The organism is Maribacter sp. PR1, from assembly GCF_028464145.1.
Lineage (GTDB): Bacteria > Bacteroidota > Bacteroidia > Flavobacteriales > Flavobacteriaceae > Maribacter.
Genome location: NZ_JAQPCG010000002.1, coordinates 197855 through 216404, shown reverse-complemented (window position 1 = coordinate 216404; position 18550 = coordinate 197855). Strand labels below are relative to the sequence as shown.

Annotated in this window: 19 protein-coding genes; 2 read left to right on the top strand and 17 right to left on the bottom strand. The window is 42.1% G+C overall.

The features are described from left to right. Nucleotides 1-23: 23 nt before the first annotated feature. From PP182_RS04585 to pdxA, 13 genes are all read right to left on the bottom strand, one after another. Nucleotides 24-1352, bottom strand: a complete 1329-nt coding sequence (locus tag PP182_RS04585) for a GntP family permease (protein WP_272650158.1) — start codon at nt 1350-1352, stop codon at nt 24-26. A gap of 1 nt (nt 1353) precedes the next feature. Further along, nucleotides 1354-3075, bottom strand: a complete 1722-nt coding sequence (locus PP182_RS04580; RefSeq protein ID WP_272650157.1) for an IlvD/Edd family dehydratase — start codon at nt 3073-3075, stop codon at nt 1354-1356. 59 nt (nt 3076-3134) lie between these two features. Further along, nucleotides 3135-3599, bottom strand: coding sequence for a 3-oxoacyl-ACP synthase (locus PP182_RS04575; RefSeq protein ID WP_272650156.1), 465 nt, complete (start codon nt 3597-3599; stop codon nt 3135-3137). Then, nucleotides 3574-4176 (bottom strand): hypothetical protein, encoded by a 603-nt coding sequence (locus PP182_RS04570; RefSeq protein WP_272650155.1) that lies wholly within the window; start codon nt 4174-4176, stop codon nt 3574-3576. The genes PP182_RS04575 and PP182_RS04570 overlap by 26 nt, the downstream gene beginning before the upstream one ends. A gap of 333 nt (nt 4177-4509) precedes the next feature. Then, nucleotides 4510-5622, bottom strand: a complete 1113-nt coding sequence (locus PP182_RS04565; RefSeq protein WP_272650154.1) for an NAD(P)/FAD-dependent oxidoreductase — start codon at nt 5620-5622, stop codon at nt 4510-4512. A 199-nt stretch (nt 5623-5821) separates the two neighbouring features. Beyond that, nucleotides 5822-7177: an alpha/beta hydrolase family protein gene (locus PP182_RS04560; protein ID WP_330097975.1), complete on the bottom strand. Its 1356-nt coding sequence runs from the start codon at nt 7175-7177 to the stop codon at nt 5822-5824. Nucleotides 7178-7270: 93 nt separating this feature from the next. Further along, a complete protein-coding gene (locus PP182_RS04555; RefSeq protein ID WP_272650152.1) occupies nt 7271-7723 on the bottom strand; it encodes a YybH family protein in 453 nt (150 codons plus the stop codon). A 356-nt stretch (nt 7724-8079) separates the two neighbouring features. Then, nucleotides 8080-9432, bottom strand: coding sequence for an acetyl-CoA carboxylase biotin carboxylase subunit (gene accC, locus PP182_RS04550; protein ID WP_272650151.1), 1353 nt, complete (start codon nt 9430-9432; stop codon nt 8080-8082). 73 nt (nt 9433-9505) lie between these two features. Further along, a complete protein-coding gene (gene accB / locus PP182_RS04545) occupies nt 9506-10003 on the bottom strand; it encodes an acetyl-CoA carboxylase biotin carboxyl carrier protein (RefSeq protein ID WP_272650150.1) in 498 nt (165 codons plus the stop codon). A gap of 31 nt (nt 10004-10034) precedes the next feature. Beyond that, nucleotides 10035-11027 (bottom strand): beta-ketoacyl-ACP synthase III, encoded by a 993-nt coding sequence (locus PP182_RS04540; RefSeq protein ID WP_272650149.1) that lies wholly within the window; start codon nt 11025-11027, stop codon nt 10035-10037. 237 nt (nt 11028-11264) lie between these two features. Next, a complete protein-coding gene (gene rpmF, locus PP182_RS04535) occupies nt 11265-11462 on the bottom strand; it encodes a 50S ribosomal protein L32 (protein ID WP_094996904.1) in 198 nt (65 codons plus the stop codon). Between the two features lie 8 nt (nt 11463-11470). Then, nucleotides 11471-12001 carry a YceD family protein gene (locus tag PP182_RS04530; protein WP_272650148.1) on the bottom strand — a complete coding sequence of 177 codons (531 nt, stop codon included), beginning with the start codon at nt 11999-12001 and terminating at the stop codon, nt 11471-11473. A gap of 127 nt (nt 12002-12128) precedes the next feature. Next, nucleotides 12129-13175 (bottom strand): 4-hydroxythreonine-4-phosphate dehydrogenase PdxA, encoded by a 1047-nt coding sequence (gene pdxA / locus PP182_RS04525; RefSeq protein ID WP_272650513.1) that lies wholly within the window; start codon nt 13173-13175, stop codon nt 12129-12131. A gap of 58 nt (nt 13176-13233) precedes the next feature. Here pdxA and PP182_RS04520 point away from each other — a divergent pair, with 58 nt between their 5' ends. Then, complete coding sequence (locus PP182_RS04520; RefSeq protein ID WP_272650147.1) at nt 13234-13821, top strand: riboflavin synthase; 588 nt, start codon at nt 13234-13236, stop codon at nt 13819-13821. Nucleotides 13822-13831: 10 nt separating this feature from the next. On the opposite strand, the gene PP182_RS04515 is transcribed toward PP182_RS04520, so the two are convergent. Genes PP182_RS04515 through PP182_RS04500 form a run of 4 tightly spaced genes read right to left on the bottom strand, consistent with a single transcriptional unit; the run spans nt 13832 to nt 17664 of the window. Next, nucleotides 13832-14206 (bottom strand): DUF2237 family protein, encoded by a 375-nt coding sequence (locus PP182_RS04515; RefSeq protein ID WP_272650146.1) that lies wholly within the window; start codon nt 14204-14206, stop codon nt 13832-13834. After that, nucleotides 14191-14697, bottom strand: coding sequence for a hypothetical protein (locus PP182_RS04510; protein WP_272650145.1), 507 nt, complete (start codon nt 14695-14697; stop codon nt 14191-14193). Before PP182_RS04510 ends, PP182_RS04515 begins: the two co-directional genes overlap by 16 nt. Nucleotides 14698-14756: 59 nt before the next feature. Beyond that, nucleotides 14757-15842, bottom strand: a complete 1086-nt coding sequence (locus PP182_RS04505; protein ID WP_272650144.1) for an acyltransferase family protein — start codon at nt 15840-15842, stop codon at nt 14757-14759. Nucleotides 15843-15852: 10 nt separating this feature from the next. Next, nucleotides 15853-17664, bottom strand: coding sequence for a sodium:solute symporter family protein (locus tag PP182_RS04500; RefSeq protein ID WP_272650143.1), 1812 nt, complete (start codon nt 17662-17664; stop codon nt 15853-15855). An 89-nt stretch (nt 17665-17753) separates the two neighbouring features. Here PP182_RS04500 and PP182_RS04495 point away from each other — a divergent pair, with 89 nt between their 5' ends. Then, nucleotides 17754-18491: a sulfite exporter TauE/SafE family protein gene (locus PP182_RS04495; protein ID WP_272650142.1), complete on the top strand. Its 738-nt coding sequence runs from the start codon at nt 17754-17756 to the stop codon at nt 18489-18491. Nucleotides 18492-18550 lie beyond the last annotated feature (59 nt).

Here is an 18550-nt window from a genome sequence, read left to right as displayed (position 1 = left end):
AGAATAAGAAAATGCCATGGTTTTTAAGCGAATAGGGTATATAAAATAAAAACTGAAAGGGCGCCGGTGAAACCAAGTATACCGCTTCCAAGACTAAACAATCTATATCCGTTCTTAACATTCATTCCACTCATTTGGGTCACGACCCAAAAGAAGCTATCATTGGCATGGGAAACAACTGCAGACCCCGCCCCAATGATTACGACGACCAAGGCTTTTTGAATCTCCGTTTCAAAGCCCAAGGAGGTCATCATGGGATAAATAATAGAGGCAGCAGTTACCAACGCAACGGTAGAAGAACCTTGTGCGGATTTGATGGCGGCGGCAATAATAAAAGGGAGTAAAATCCCTAGGTTATAACTGCTCAATAAATCACCCAATGTTTCTGCAATTCCCGAGTTTTGTAGAATTTTTCCAAAAATACCACCGGCACCGGTAATCAGAATTATAGATGCTGCGTCCATAATGGCCTTCCCTATCCAACCCGAGGAGGAGACCATTTCGTAATCTAATTTCTTAGGTAAAAGCAAACATAGAAAAACACCTATTAACAAAGCGATAACGGGTTCGCCCACAAAATCCAAAAAGTCCACGAAACTATTGTCGATTCCCGTCCGCTCCGGATTCAAAACAGACCTTAATACGATAAGTAATATAGGAATGACGATAGGTATGGATGACTTTAAGGCACTGGGGCGTTCTTTGTAAATTCTTTCGGAATCCGCACCACCAATCAACTCCGGTTCAATATAGGTTTTGGAGGCATATTTGGCCGCAAAATAAATCCCCACGATCAAAGCTATAATACTCACTGGAAATCCAAAGGCAATGACCATTCCCAAATCTGCTCCTAAAATACCTGCAGCAGCAATGGGTCCCGGTGTTGGGGGCACCATGGTATGTGATGCCATAAGCCCAAGTCCCAATGCTATGGCCGGACCTGCAATAGAAATCTTGGCTTTTTGGGAAAGACTTTTCGATAACGGATGTAAGAGTAAAAACCCACTATCGGCAAAAACGGGAATGGAAACGATATATCCCAAAACCCCCATGGCAGTGATAATTCTTTTTTTACCAATGAAGTTTAATACCTTTTCGGCAATCGCGAAAGCTCCACCTGTATTCTCCAAAAACGCCCCAATGATGACCCCAAGGACAATAATCAACCCAATTTTTCCCAAAGTCCCTCCAAAACCTTCATTTATGGAAACTATTATATTGGAATAGGACATTCCTGAAAAGAGGCCATAAGCAATGGAAACGATCAACAGGGCCATAAAGGCATGAACCTTCAATCGGGTGGTGAGAAAAATGATGGCCACAATGGCCAGAAGCAAGTAAATCAGTACCATATCAGTGTAAATCGCGTTCTACCTTGGACCCCGAGCCTCCGACCAAAAAGTCCAAATCGGCTCCTTGATCGGCCTGTTCCACATGATCAATATACATTTTTACGTAACCCCTATCTGCCACAGGTTTCGGTGGTATCCATGCTTTCTTTCGTTTGTCCAACTCGGCCTGATCAATATCCAAATGCAAGGTTCTTTCGTTTACGTCCAGTTCTATCCAATCTCCATTTTCAACTATGGCAAGCGTTCCTCCCACTGTTGATTCCGGTGAAACGTGAAGCACAACGGTTCCCGCTGCGGTACCACTCATGCGGCCATCAGAAATACGGACCATATCCGTAATACCCTTGGCCAACAATTTTTTGGGTAAATCCACATTACCAACTTCCGGCATTCCGGGATAACCTTTGGGACCTACCCCTTTAAGTACGATGACACTATTTTCGTCAATATCTAGATCGGGGGCATCTATCCGTTCGTGGTAATCTTCCATCGTTTCAAAGACCACGGCCTTACCCCGATGCTTCATCAGTTTGGGCGAAGCTGCCGAAGGTTTGATTACCGCCCCATTTTCGCACAGATTACCCCTGAGCACGGCGATGCCGGATTTATCCTGAAAAGGTTTTTCAAGCTTCGCAATGACATCGGTATCATAACAAACCGCATCGGTATAATTAGCTATCAAGGCGTTTCCGTTAACGGTTATGGTTTCTTTATGTAAAAGTGGTGTCAATTCCTTCATCACCACGGGAAGACCTCCCGCATAATAGAAATCTTCCATCAAGTATTTACCGGAAGGCTTCATATTCACCAGCAAAGGAATCTTGCTTCCAATGGTATCAAAATCCTCCAATTTCAAATCGATTCCAATTCTACGCGCTATAGCGGTAAGGTGAATGATCAGGTTCGTAGAGCCTCCTACGGCCGCATTGACGATAATGGCATTTTCAAAGGCGTTTCTTGTTAATACTTTGGACATGGTCAAATCTTCTTTCACCATCTCCACAATCCTACGTCCTGAGAGTTGTGCATACATTTTTTTTCTGGAATCCGCTGCGGGAATCGAAGAGTATCCCGGAAGGGTCAAGCCTAAAGCTTCGGTCATGGTGGCCATTGTCGATGCCGTTCCCATTGTGTTACAGTGACCTATACTCCGTGCTACACATACTTCGGCTTCGCGAATATCGGCTGCGGAATACCCTTGGTTTTCCTGCCGTTCCTTGATCATCCAGTTCATGGATCCGGAACCTACCTTTTCTCCCCTAAAGCGACCGCTCAACATGGGTCCGCCAGGTACTACAAGCGTAGGAAGGTCTACACTACAAGCTCCCATAATCGTAGACGGGGTGGTTTTGTCGCAACCCGTTAATAATACAATCCCGTCCAACGGATTGGCCCTGATGGATTCTTCGGTATCCATACTTGCCAAATTTCGAAACAACATAGTGGTCGGTTTCATAATGGTTTCTCCCAAGGACATGACGGGAAACTCCATTGGAACACCTCCCGCTTCTAAAATGCCTTTTTTGACCACTTCGGCGAAATCCCTAAGATGACCATTGCAGGGAGTAAGCTCGGACCAGGTATTACAGATACCGATGACGGGCCTACCTTCAAAATAATCATCGGGATATCCCTGGTTTCTCAACCAAGAACGGTGTACAAAACCCATTTTACCATCATCCCCGAACCATTCTGAACTCCGTAGCTTTTTCTTTTTATCCATAGGAAAGTCGCAACAATCATTAATTTGGCGTCAAGATAGTCAAAAAATCCACGATTTTTTTAGGATATCGATAAAACGGAAAAAGTGTTCCCGTTAAATGAAAAGGTCTCCCTAACAGTTTTTCCCAATAACAATTTGCCTATGGGTGTAGCCGAAGAAATACAGTAAATAGAAACTCCGTCCCATGTAACTTCTCCAGCCGAAATAGCAATATAGTAGTATTGATTTGCCGTTTCGATCAAGGCGCCCATACCTCCGGTACTATTCTGGGAATCTGGTTGTACCCTATTGAGCAGTTCCTGCATTTTTTCACATTCGGCCAGTTGATTGCCCAGTTTTTCCCGTTCCAACTGAACCATGGCCCTGCCCGTTTCGTGCTTGTCCCCGGCACTACTTTTGGTCTCTGAGGTCAAGGCTTCCTCCAGTTCCTTTACTTGTTTTTTTAACCGTGACGAACGATTGGAGACAAAGTCCTCACAATGTTGATACGCAATTTTCTTAATTTCCAGATGCTTCTTCAACATGGTATAAATCGGCTAATTTATAGATCAGGAAGTTAATCATTTGATCTGAGCCTTGGTTATCATCCATCATTTTTTGGATAGCGCCTCGATTTTCCTTTTTAAAGTAGTCTAAGTCACCCGACCTATCCTCACTAAAAACATTCCATGATCGTAACCCGCTTAACATGGCCCTGTGTGCCTTAAATTTGCGTTCCATTTCCTCTCGTTCCTTTTTGGAAAAATTTTCTGGATGGTTCTGTATCTGTTTATATTCTGCGGTAATACGGGCGTCCAATTTCTCTGCTTCCGTTATAATCTTAAAATAAGCTCTGGAAACCAAGGTTTGGTAGGTTTGCTCAAAGGCCAAATTCTTCTTATAGCTATTGGTTTCTGAATCCAAAAGAACTTCATCTTCTGTGCTCGCATAGAGCCCTGTGTCGGCTACTTCATTATTTTGCTTTAGCGACTCTTTCCAGGCTTGCGACTGAATCATCTCACGCCAAACCTCATTATACCTACGCTGATATTTGGTCTGGTTCACCGCACAAGATGAAAACAGACAAACCAAAAGTAATGTAACAAGGAAACTTCTTCCCATATAACGGAGTTCTCTTTTAAACATAAAAAAGCAAAAAGGTAGGAAGACATTATAAAGGCTTGGGGCACTTTATTCCCAGAAACGGGAACATGCAATATAGGAAGAAAATGGAATCCAGAATATGGTTAAGGACAAGAAGGTTTAAAAATAGTTGAACGGTAGTAAAACCATTTCCAATTTAAAAATGAGCCAATTTACTTGTTCATTTTCCCTATGCCTTCATTGTGAAAATTGCAAAGAACCCAGGCTATTTGCAATCTCCACGGCTTCGGCACAGAAAAAAGCAACAGCGTAAATTTTGGCACATTCCTAAACCAGAACTGGTATAATTCCCTAAAACAAGTCGCCCAATTGCCTTCCCACAGAGGTTCCAATGGCAATGCCCATACCGCCTAGACGAACGCCGCAGGCTATGTTTTCCGAAAGGTGTTTGATGATGGGTCGCTTTTGCCTGCCCACACCCATGATACCGCTCCACGCATAGTCGATTTCAACTTCCTGATCAGGTAAGATGACGGTTTGCAATAGGTCCATTAATTTGTTTTGTACTATTGCAGTAGAACCAAAGTCAGTGGTTTCTTCTGTCTTAAAGTCGAGGTTTCTACCTCCACCAAGCAATATTCTGTTATCAATATTTCTAAAATAATAATACCCCTCCTCTAAATGGAAGGTCCCTTTTATTGGCAATCCTGAAATGGGTTTAGTGATGACAACCTGTGCGCGGGCCGGTTTCACGGGTTCATCTAAAAGCTGCTGGGCAAATCCGTTCGTGGCGACCAAAAGCTTCATGGTTTTAAACTCAAAATCGGTACACTTTACCAAAACCGAAGTACCCAAGTCTTCCATTTGGATGACCTCTGTGGCATTCAAGACTTGAATGCCGGATTGTTGCACTTTCTGTAACAGCGACCGCATCATTTTACCCGTATCGATTTGCCCCTCAAAACTATGGGTGATATAGTTGTCCTGTATGCCCTTAAACCCAAAGAGGTTCTCGGTCACCTGAAAAGGAGCTTCCTTAAAAACAGGTTTTAGCAATTGATTGGCAGCATCGAGACCATCCAAACACGTATCATAAAGGACCTTATCATTCTTCAAAAACACTTCATGGCCACCATAGTTATAATACTCGATGTTATCATCGCCCAAGAGTTTCCGAAGGGACTGGATGCCCAAATACCGTTGTTCCACTAAAGCTAGCAATTCGGCTTCAGTGTGGGATTTTAGGTCGGACAGGATTTCTGAAATACTACCAAAGCAAGCAAACCCAGCATTCTTGGTACTGGCGCCTTGGGGCAGCCCTCCTTTTTCCAAAATAATAATGTTCGCTTTGGGGTGTTTTTCCTTTAATCGAAGTGCACAGTTCAGTCCAACGATACCACTACCCACAATGGTGAAATCCATATCGGTAAACCAAGACTTATATTCCCAATAGCTTAGGTTCATTTAGTTCTTTCGTATTTATTAAACTCGGTCAACAATTAATAATTTCTTAGTGTCACCTCTTGTCTTTCGGCTTCGCTCAAGATAAACTAAAGTCGAGAGGCCAATAGTCATAGTGTATTTTACATAAGGTCTCGCATCTCGACTGCGCTCGATATGACGGCTCGACCAGACATTCAAAATTATATAAAATCGCTTAGGTTCATGGGCGTACCTGTTTTTGGATCCATGTTAAAATGGTGTCTAATGCTTCAGGGGCCAAGGTTTGGGATAGCTGCCCGTATTCGGCAGGGGAACCTGTGCTGCTTTCCTGAAACAGGTGATTAAGTCCCGGCAACTCTTTTATAGTTAATTTTTGGTTTCCTCCGCGTTCCAAAGCCGCTTTAATGGCCACAAGATTTTGCTTTGGAAGAACTTGTAGATCCTTCTCACCGTTGATGGCCAATACAGGACACTGAACCTCCTCAAGGGCTATAGCCGGGTCGTACCTAATAAAATTTAACCACCAAGGACTCAGCAATTGGTCCACCTTAAGTTGTGCATAGGTGTCCGCCTCGACCCCGGCTGGTTTGGACTTGTCTGGGTGTTCTTTTAGGTATTGGGTAAGGTCCGAACTTAGCTGCGTGAGGTCGGTGGATTCTTTGATCATGGAAAAAACGGTCCTATTCGCCATTTCAATATCCATGAGCATATCATCACTAAAGCCTGAAACTTTGCCGATAGCGCGTTGCTGTAGCAATAATAGTTCATCCCCGGGTATGCCCACTCCTGCCATGAGCACAATAAAGGTAATATCTTGTGAGCTGCTTGCAACCATGGGCGCTATAATACCTCCTTCACTATGACCGATAAGACCAATGTTGTTCTTGTCTATCTCCTTTCTTGTTTTTAAAAAGGAAACAGCAGCCGTTACATCCTCTGCAAAATCCCTACTTGTAGCCGAATTGAAATTTCCTGTGGACAAGGCAGTCCCACGGTCATCATAACGCAGCACGGCAATACCATTTTTGGTTAAATAATCGGCCAGGACCAAAAAAGGCCGATGCCCAAACAATTCCTCGTCCCGGTTTTGGGGGCCACTGCCACTAATCAAAACTACTGTAGGAAAAACACCTTCCTGTTGTGGTAGGCTTAAGGTCCCGGCCAACTCCACATTCGCCTTTTTGTTGGTAAAGGTGACTTCCTCTGTATAATAGGGATAGGGTTTTACAGGTTCTTGAGGGCGTAGTACGGTTCCCTTTTCTGGGACTTCCCGACTCAGTTCCAAGGGTAGGATCTGCCCATATTGGTTAAAATCCCCGGTGATGGTACCTGCCTCGTTTAAAGTGCCCTCATACACAATCCCCAAATTGGGCATCCCTATTTTTAAAGTAGGATGTTCAAAAGAAGTGGAAGTTACAGGAATACCCTTGGCTCCCTGATCTGGGCTGTCCATAGTGGTGGTATAGCCTTCACCTTCTTCTTGAATATGGAACACCAACCGCAGTTGTACACCCTGAACTTTTAGCATCCCGTGCCAGTCGCCAGCGATGTCTTGGGCCGTTAGGGTGAGTGTCAAAAAAAATAAAATAAGAACTGTGGAGAGGGTTTTCATAAATGCATCAACTTCTTGCTTAAAGATAGTTGATCCATTAGGTTTCTACATATATTGTCAATCCTTTATTCCATTCCAAATATCCAGATACATCTTCCAATCTTGATTGATTTTTTTCCAGACAATTACATATTTTCCTTTCCATTTTGATTCCGTTCCATCCGGCCTTAAAGTGATACCTTCGTAGTATCCATAATCATAGGCCTCATTTCCAATAATCTTAATTTCTTCAGGAGTAATTTTGTGGTATTTGGTTTGAACACCTTCAGGAAGCGTCCAATACCCGATTATGGCCTCACGCCCCTTTATTATTTCTCTATTATTTGGAAAAATCTTGGCATCATCCGTATATGCATTACCAATGGATTGATACTCCGAATTCATGACGGAGCTTGAAAAGTCCTTAATATTGGAAAGAATTAAGTTAATATCCTCTTGATTACCCTGAAAGTTTTGAGCATGAATGGCAAATGAAAAAAAGAACAAAGAAATTAGAGAAAGTGTTTTCATATAGTTTATTGTGATTATACATAACAATTGAATATAATCATTGGTCATTTACACACAATACACCTAAGATAACCAAATCCCGATTAGGAAATGGATTACGGTTTTATAGATGGCCCGTTTTTGATTATGCTTTGCGGAAATTCGTTTATCGCTGCTGCTTACAGGCCAATGGCATTTCGGCTACCTTCAGCTATCCCTCGTCTCCCCTTCGACTCCGCTCAGGGCAAGCTTCTCGGGACAAGCTTCTACTAGACCTTTTTTGTCGTTTCGGAGGGCAGGATGTCACTTCGACTTCGCTCAGTGACCAATATATACCAAAAAAAAACTCCAACATGGCTGTTGGAGTTTTTATCATTTTAATTTTCAGGTGGAGGATCCATCTTAAAGTCGTTCATAAAGGCGGTGGTATAATTCCCCGCCAAATAATCCGGATGGTCCATCAATTGCCTATGGAACGGAATCGTGGTTTTAATACCTTCAATAACAAATTCGTCCAAGGCCCTTTTCATTTTATTAATCGCTTCTTCCCTAGTCTGTGCCGTGGTAATCAGTTTGGCAATCATGGAATCATAGTTCGGTGGTATACTATAGCCACTATACACATGGGTATCCATACGAACACCATGACCTCCAGGGGTATGCAAGGTCGTTATCCTTCCCGGAGAAGGCCTAAAGTTGTTATACGGGTCTTCCGCATTAATCCTACATTCTATGGAATGTAGTTTTGGTGTATAGTTCTTACCAGAAATAGGAACCCCGGCAGCTACTAAAATCTGCTCACGGATCAAGTCGTAATCGATAACCTGTTCGGTAATCGGGTGCTCTACCTGAATACGGGTATTCATCTCCATAAAGTAGAACTTTCTATGTTTGTCCACCAAAAATTCTACCGTACCGGCACCTTCATATTTAATATATTCCGCAGCTTTTACGGCTGCTTTCCCCATTTCATCGCGTAATTTGTCCGTCATAAAAGGGGATGGGGTTTCCTCAGTTAATTTTTGATGGCGACGCTGTATGGAACAATCACGCTCCGAAAGGTGACAGGCTTTTCCGTACTGGTCACCCACTACTTGGATTTCAATATGCCTGGGTTCCTCAATCAACTTTTCCATATACATGCCTCCGTTCCCAAAAGCTGCAGTAGCTTCCTTCACGGCACTTTCAAAATGATCTTCCATTTCATCCTCGCCCCAAACGGCACGCATCCCTTTACCACCACCCCCGGCAGTGGCTTTTATCATCACGGGATAACCCATTTTTTTAGCGGTCTTCTTGGCATCGGCCAAATCCTTCAACAGTCCCTCAGAACCAGGTACACAAGGTACCCCTGCGGCCTTCATTGTCGCCTTGGCCGTAGCCTTGTCTCCCATACGGTCTATCTGCTCAGCAGAAGCTCCAATAAATTTGATATCGTGCTCCGCACATATTTTTGAAAATTTGGAATTTTCCGAAAGGAAACCATATCCTGGATGTATGGCGTCCGCATTGGTAATTTCGGCGGCCGCAATGATATTCGGTATTTTCAAATAGGATTCGCTACTGGGCGCAGGTCCAATACAGACCGCTTCATCCGCGAAACGCACATGAAGACTCTCCTCATCGGCCTTACTGTATACCGCCACGGTTTTTATACCCATTTCCTTACAGGTACGAATAACTCGCAAAGCGATCTCTCCCCTATTTGCAATCAATATTTTTTTAAACATCTCTTGATCTTTTAGTGTACGTCTTACTTCTTAAGCAATGGACTATTTGCCCAATGAACCGGTTGAAACCGATTTAAGCTGGATCTACCAAAAACAATGGCTGATCGAACTCCACAGGTGAGGAATCGTCTACCAATACTTTTACTATAGTTCCTGATACCTCGGACTCGATGTCATTGAAAAGCTTCATTGCCTCGATTACACAAAGTACATCTCCGGAAGAAATGGTATCGCCCACCTCTACAAATGTAGGTTTATCGGGAGATGGTTTTCTATAGAAGGTTCCAATAATCGGCGATTTTATCGTGATGTATTTGGAATCGTCGTCTTTCTTTTCCGCTTCCTTGGTAGGTGCAGCGGGAGCTGCAGGAGCTTCTTGTTGCGCAGGCGGTGCTGCTGCAGGTGCCACTGGGGCCTGGGCCATAGGAATGGATTGGACATATGTTGTCTCGCCACTACCTTGACTTCCGGTACGGATGGTGATTTTTATATCGTCCGTCTCCAATTTTACTTCACTAGCTCCAGATTTAGCTACGAACTTAATTAGGCTTTGAATTTCTTTAATATCCATAGTTGTACATATATATTAGTTGGTCTTCCCGTTAATAGGCCCATTTTAAATAAATGGAACCCCAAGTAAATCCACCACCAAAGGCGGCAAAAACTAGGTTATCTCCTTTTTTTAATTGGTCCTCGTAATCGCTCAATAGTAATGGTAAGGTTGCCGATGTGGTATTCCCGTACCGTTGAATGTTCATAAGTACCTTAGCATGGTCCAGCCCCATACGGTTTGCCGTTGCATCTATAATACGTTTATTGGCCTGATGTGGTACTAACCAAGAGACATCCTTATCCGTAAGGTCGTTCCTTTTCATAATACGTTCTGCTACATCTGCCATATTGGAAACCGCAAATTTAAATACGGTCTTACCATCTTGAAAAATAAAATGTTTTCTGTCCTTCACGGTTTGTTCCGTAGCCGGCATAAGGGAACCTCCCCCTTCCATTCCCAAAAATTGTCGGCCCGATCCATCGGATCTCAAGTATTCATCCTGCAAGCCAAATCCCTCCTCATTGGGTTCAAATAACACTGCCCCGGCTCCATCGCCAAAGATAATACAGGTAGTACGATCGGTATAATCGATTATCGAGGACATCTTGTCCGCACCGATCAATAATACCTTCTTATACCTTCCAGATTCAATATAACTAGCTGCATTGGACATTCCAAACAAAAAGCTGGAACATGCGGCCAACAAATCATAAGCAAATGCATTTACCGCTCCAATTTGGGAAGCTACAAAAGCTGCCGTTGAAGCGACCATACTATCCGGCGTTGCCGTTGCTACAATGACCAAATCTATCTCCGTAGGGTCTAAGTCCTTCTTTTCAAGTATCTGTTTTGCGGCTTGGATGGCCAAGTATGAAGATCCTTCTCCCTCTTCTTTCTTTAGCACACGCCGCTCCTTTATTCCAGTTCTGGTAGTAATCCACTCATCGTTGGTATCTACCATTTCTTCCAACATTTTATTGGTGAGGACAAATTGGGGAACATAGCCTCCCACAGCGGTTATGGCTGCCGTAATTTTGGTCATATTTTAATTGCTTTCGTGTGAAAAACTTTCAAAAACACGTCAAAAGTTGTGAAAATTAGTGATTTTCATCGACTTTTTGTTGCAAAACAACCTGTTTTTGAAAAAAATCATCGCTTTATATAAAATCGATTCCTACTTATCTCTTTCTCTGCCGAATAAAGAATCACATGGGATTTTGCCTAAAAAAAACTCCCGCTTCTTTCGAAGTGGGAGTTATCATTATTTTTTGAAAGTGGATTAGGCCTCTACATCCTCAGTTTTGTCTACCAAAACCTGACCTCTGTAGTATAATTTACCCTCGTGCCAGTGTGCCCTATGGTACAAATGCATTTCTCCAGTTGTAGAATCCGTAGCCAATGTAGGTGCAACTGCTTTATAATGTGTTCTTCTTTTGTCTCTCCTAGTTTTGGAAATTTTTCTTTTTGGATGTGCCATTTGTAACCTTATTTATCCGTTAATAGTTTTTTTAATTCGTCCCATCTGGGATCACTCTCGTCGTTATTGTTTTTCTTGTCCTTTGGTTGAAGTTCTTGAAGTCTATCCAAGGCTTCCGATTTTAATGTGCCATCTGCTATACCTGGGTGCACTCTTTTTTGAGGTACTGCCAGTATAATCATCTCGTAGATGTATTGTGCCACATTGATTTGATGCTCACCATGAGGCAAAATCAAAATCTCGTCATCGTCATCATTATATGCATCCCCAAACTTTACCACCAAATGTAAATCTCCATCTATAGGTTGGTCGTAAGGTTCACTGGTAATATCACAGTCGATGTTTACATTGCCGATAGCCTCAAAATCAAGCTCCAACATGGTACTTGTTTTGCTTAACACAACACTTAAATCAACATCTACTTCATTAAACTCATCGTAACCAAAAGATTCAAAGAACGTATTGTCGATTTTATAATTAAAGTCGTGCTTTCCCTGTTTCAATCCTGAAAAAGGAATATTAAACTCCTTTTGCTTCATCACGTACAACTCTTAATATTAAATCCTTACCTTAAAAGGCGGGTGCAAAGATACTATTATTTTAATAACGGACAATAGTTGTTAACTATTTATCTTCATAACTTTTTGGCCTCCATCTTCCCTTTCTTTAGCGCTTGATTCTCTGTTTTTTTAAAACATCTTCAGTTAGTGCTAAATACTCGGTTCTGTTCTTGAAAATCTTCAAAGCCATAAACACAGCTTCTTTAAAAGAACTATGGTCCGCTTTGCCTTTACCAGCTATCTCATAGGCGGTTCCATGATCTGGTGAAGTTCTTATTTTATCCAAGCCTGCCGTGAAGTTAACTCCTTGACCAAAGGACAGAGTCTTAAACGGAATTAGTCCCTGATCATGGTAAGCGGCCAAGACGGCGTCAAAATTGGTATAACCATCCGATCCAAAAAAACTGTCCGCCGAATAGGGCCCGAAAACCAAATGTCCCATATTGACCATTTCTTTAATGACCGGTTTCAAGACCTCCTCGTCTTCCTTTCCAATGACACCATTGTCACCACTGTGCGGATTTATGCCCAGCAAGGCTATTTTAGGCTTTCTAATACCAAAATCCATTTTAAGTGACTTTTCTATGGTGTTCACCTTATCTCGTATCAATCTAGGGATAATTGCAGAAGCTACATCCTTAACGGCCACGTGGTCAGTTAACAAACCTACCTTAAGTTTATCCGTAACCATGAACATGAGGCTATCACCTTCCAGTTCCTGTGCCAGGTAATCCGTATGGCCCGGAAAGGTAAACTCTTCCGACTGTATATTGTTCTTATTGATGGGTGCCGTTACCAATACATCTATATCGCCCTTCTTTAGGGATGCAACTGCAGCCTTCAAGGATTGAAGGGCAAACTCTCCCGCCTCCTTCGTAGCTTCGCCAAACTTAATTTCAGGAACTTGTTTCCAAACATTGACAATATTCAATTTACCGTCTACAGCCTTGGAAGCCTCTTGAACACCATTGAAGGGAATGGATATACCCAATTCCTTTTGCTGCCCGGATATTGTTTTATTGGAGGCAAAGATAACGGGCGTACAAAAATCCAACATACGGCTATCCTCAAAGGTTTTTAGCGCTACTTCGCACCCAATACCATTCAAATCACCAATTGAGATACCCAATTTTATCTTCCCATTTTCCTTCATTATATATGTACCTTTGTTTTCTAATATAATCTTCAAAATTACTTAAATAAAACGACACATGTTTACCGGAATCATTGAAACATTAGGTACCGTTACCCAATTGGAAACTACCGGAGGGAACTTAGATTTGACCGTAAAGTCCAGCATTACTTCTGAACTTCAAATAGACCAGAGTGTAGCACATAATGGGGTGTGTCTTACCGTCGTTGAAATCTCCGGGGACACCTATACGGTAACGGCCATTTCCGAAACTTTAAAGAAAACAAATCTTGGTGATTTAAAAATTGGTGACTCCATTAATTTAGAACGTGCGATGATTATGGGTTCTCGGTTGGACGGACATATTGTTCAGGGCCACGTGGATCAAACAGGTTTGTGTACTAATGTCAGGGAAGCGAATGGAAGCTGGATATTTTCATTCTCCTATGATGCTGCCAATGGAAACCCGACTATTGAAAAAGGTTCTATCACCATTGATGGTACCAGTTTAACTGTTGTGAATTCCGGAAGAACTACTTTTGATGTTGCCATAATTCCATATACGTATGAAAACACCCGTTTTAACACCTACAAAGCAGGAACGGTGGTCAATCTGGAATTCGATGTTATTGGTAAGTATGTGGCCAAATTGATGCAAGGTTCGTAACACGATATTTTTACGATTCTTCGACCGCATAGGCCTGCAAAACTTCCAAAGTGGTATAATCCAGTGCCTTGCTGTGTGTTCCCTCCAGTACTATTTTTGGGGCCTTACCAGCTTTCTCCGCCTGTAACCAACGTGTAATGCACAGACACCATTTGACTCCCTCCTTAAGGCCCGGAAAATTCCAATGTGGAATTGGTGTAGACAAATCATTGCCCATGGTTTTGGTATAGGCCAAAAACTCCTTGCTCATTATGGCGCATACCACATGTGTACCGGAATCCTCTTTTCCGGTCTTACAAAACCCATCCCTATAGAAACCGGTCTTTGGTTCATAGCAGCAAGCGCTTAAGGCCGTTCCCAAAACATTTTTTACCGTTTCTTCCACTCGTTATAATAATCTACTAATTGATAGGCGTACTTAAATTGCTTATCCCGAATCTTTTTCACTAGAGGAGGACAATCATCAAAAAACCGTGTCAGTACTTTCCGTTTTAAACCCAATAAACCTTGGTCTGCACGCACCAAGTCACTGTTCTTCTCTTTTTTCAGATACGCGATGTCCAATACCATTTCTTCTCCTTGTTCCTGCAATTCATACATATATAAGGAAACGAATCCTTCGGATACGACACGGAGAAATTCGGCCTCCCCTTCCAAAATTAAGCTCCTGTAGATGGAATCCCCCTTTTTGTACGATAGGACCTGATCGGGAGAAAACCGCTTTTTTAGTCGCTTTCCCCTAAATTTTATCTTGTCATGAATTCCACCGAATGCACCAAGCTTTCGGTCACTAACGAAACCATACAAAGTATCCCCTTTTAAAGTAACCACATGACCTTCTTTGTAATCCTCCTGCCCAACGACCGTATACGTCATTAAGGAAAGGAGGAAAAATAGATGGAAAGAAAACCTTTCGGTGAAACAATGCCAAACCATCATACTTTAATGAAAATCTTCCTTTGATACAGGATATATCCCAATAAACTATAAAACGCCACCACTGTAAGGCCGTATAATAGCGAGGACATTTCCAAGGAAATGGCGTCATGAACGTATACTTTCTGAAACAACCATCCATGAAGTGATGTGTCACCCACTTTAATTTGTCCCATGACCTTGGCAATAAAACTTGATAGAAAGTAAATGATGATAGCGTTGGCTCCTGCATATCTGAATATGCTACCGAACTTAATCTGTTTTACATCGGTTATGTAATAAATTAAAGCCAAGACCAGATTGGCCCATCCAGCCGTGACCAATACGAAACTACTGGTCCATAAGGCTTTGTTTATGGGAAAAACCAAATCCCAAACATGGCCAACAATTAAAAGACTACCTCCAATACCCATTAACAATGTTGCCTTTTTTTTCTGCTTGGAAACAAGAATTAATCCTGTAAAAATTCCTAATAGTGAACTTGCTATCGATGGTATGGTACTCAATAGTCCTTCAGGGTCATAATCCGCTTTATAATTATGGGAACCAAAAACCTTTACATCCAACCAGTTGGCAAAATTATTGGGCGCTCTTTCCAAGGTGGATGCCACGCCTTCCACGGGTATTACGGTCATCAACAACCAATACCCCACTAATAATCCAATCGCAATACCTAGCAATGTTTTCCATTTAAAATTGATGAATAGGACAGAGGCAAAAAAGAAAACGACTCCTATACGTTGGAGCACTCCCGGGAAACGAATATTTTCCCATGCCTTAAAGAATGGAAACTCGATTAAAAATGCTCCGAGAAAAAGTCCTAATCCAATTAATTTTAAAGTCCGAATTATAATTTTCTTATACGTACCGGAATTGACTTCCTTATTCCGGTAGGAGAACACAATAGATGTTCCCACAATGAACAAGAAGAAAGGAAACACTAGATCTGTTGGGGTATAACCGTGCCACTGCGCGTGCAAAAAAGGGGCATATACGTTGGACCAAGTACCCGGTGTATTCACCAAAACCATTAACAAAATAGTTGCTCCCCTAAATATATCGACCGAAAGAATTCTATTTTTCATATTACGGATTTTAAAGTATGTTATCCTTCATTCGTCCCCATGCCTTTATCAGTAGAAATCCGGTAACTAAGGCGATTACGGATAGCACTAGGGCACTTGTGGTTCTTCCATAAATCCAATACCCAGTAGCGAACATAATGGAGTAAATTAGGGTGATACCCAATAACATGGCGGTAATACCCTGAGGTACACTCCATTTCTCTCCTGGTTTAACGATTTCTTCATTATCCGCAACAGATTTATCAACCACCTTTTTCCATCCTGGTCCGCCGGGCTGAATTCTTTTATAGAAAGATCTTAGCGTTTCATCGGACTCGGGTGGTGTCAATAAGGTTACGAGCACCCAAATCGATGTGGTCACAACTACGATGAATGGATAATTGGCCCATTCCGGGAATATTCCGGTCTCAGGAGCGAACAATATTGTACCTAAATCCGTTTTTGCCAACATAATCACCAAGATTCCTGATGCGAACATAGCCGTAATTTCACTCCAAGCATTAATCCGCCACCAAAACCATCTAAGGATAAATACCAGACCTGTACCCGCACCAAATTGTATCAACAAATCAAAAACTTCAAAGGCATTTTGAAGCGTCAAAGCGAATAGTGCACTTAAAACCATTAATACTACCGTGGAAATCCTACCTACCGCTACCATTTGCTTTTCAGTAGCATCTGGATTTATTTGTCTTTTGTAAAAATCAAAAACAATATAGGAAGAGCCCCAATTCAATTGTGTTGAAATGGTGCTCATATACGCAGCAATCAAAGAAGCTAAAACAACACCTAAAAGACCGCTCGGAAGCTTTGTTAGCATCGCAGAATAAGCCAGGTCATTACCTAATTTGCTCTCCGCTACATTAGGAAAAGCCTCTGCAATACTCGCAATATCAGGGTACACCACCAAAGAAGCCAAGGCTACTAAAATCCAAGGCCACGGGCGTAATGCATAATGCATAATATTAAAAAAGAAAGTTGCCCCTATGGCGTGATTCTCATCCTTTGCCGCCAACATTCTTTGGGCAATATATCCTCCACCGCCCGGTTCCGCACCTGGATACCACGAGCTCCACCATTGCACGGCTATAGGAATAATAAAGAGGGTTATCAGAACTTGGGTATTATCAAAATCCGGCAGAATATTAAGCTTACTGGTCACATTCTCATTTTCCATTAAGGCAGTAATTCCTCCCACTTCGGGAATGTTGACCAGATAGTAGGCTGCCCCAATGGCACCGGACATAGCCACAAAAAATAAGAGAAAGTCGGTATAGACCACTCCCTTAAAACCTCCAAGGGCACTGAAAATTACAGTAATAAGCCCTGCGCCCACTACGGTTTCCCAAGGTTCCAAGCCTAACATGATTCCACCTATTTTAATGGCAGCCAATGTTACTGAGGCCATGGTGATGATATTGAACAAAGCCCCAAGATAAATGGCCCTGAACTTTCTTAAAAAGCTCGCAGGTTTACCCCCATACCGCATTTCATAAAATTCCAAGTCGGTATTTACATTGGATTTACGCCATAGTTTTGCATAAACGAAAACAGTCAGCATACCTGTAATTAAAAAACACCACCATACCCAGTTACCCGAAACACCGGTTGACCTTACAATATCCGTTACCAGATTGGGAGTATCAGTTGAAAAGGTTGTTGCGACCATGGACAGCCCAAGTAACCACCAGGGCATGGTTCGCCCTGAAAGAAAAAATTCCGAAGAATCCTTTCCCGATTTTTTCGAAACATAAATTCCTATCCCTAAGACAATTGAGAAGAAGACCACTATAAAACTGTAGTCGAGGGTGCTTAATTCCATAGTTTGGTTGTTAGTTAGCTTCTAAAGATATAATATTTTAAGATACTTTTGTGATTTGCCCAAAACCTTTGGGCTATTACCTTTGAACCATGGAAGTTTCTTTAACATCTTGGATTTTGGCTACGTTGGCCGCCTTTGTGATAGGGATGTCAAAAGCCGGAATAAAAGGTATTGCCGTTATCAATGTAACGTTTATGGCATTGGCTTTTGGCGCTAAGGAATCCACGGGCATGGTGGTTCCGCTCTTAATTCTAGCCGATATATTTGCCGTTATCTATTACAATCGCCATACCCAGTGGAGCTATGTTTTTAAGGTATTACCCTGGATGGTCTTTGGGTTGGTCATAGGTGTTTTTATCGGAAAAGATCTCCCGGAGAGTCTCTTTAGAATAGGGATGGCCGTCATCATCATCATTACGGTTTTTATGATGTATTGGTGGGACAGAAAAAAGATAAAAACCGTACCTACACATTGGACATTTTCGAGCTCCATTGGTACGCTTGCGGGAATTACGACAATGGTCGGAAATTTAGCAGGAGCTTTTTCCAATATTTACTTTTTGGCTATGCGCCTACCAAAAAATCACTTTATCGGTACGGCAGCTTGGTTGTTTTTAATTATAAACGTTTTAAAACTTCCTTTTCACTTCTTTGTTTGGGAGACCATTACCTGGGAATCCTTGGTTCTCAATGTAAAATTGTTGCCTGGTATATTCTTGGGCTTCTTTGTAGGTATTCGCATCATCAAATTAATTAATGAGGAATTTTTCAGAAAAATGATTTTGGTCCTTACAGCTTTAGGTGCCTTATTGATTATGGTGGGGTAATATAAACTAAAGACCCACCTATTTAAGGTGGGTCTACTTGTTTTCTTTATTTAATCTAT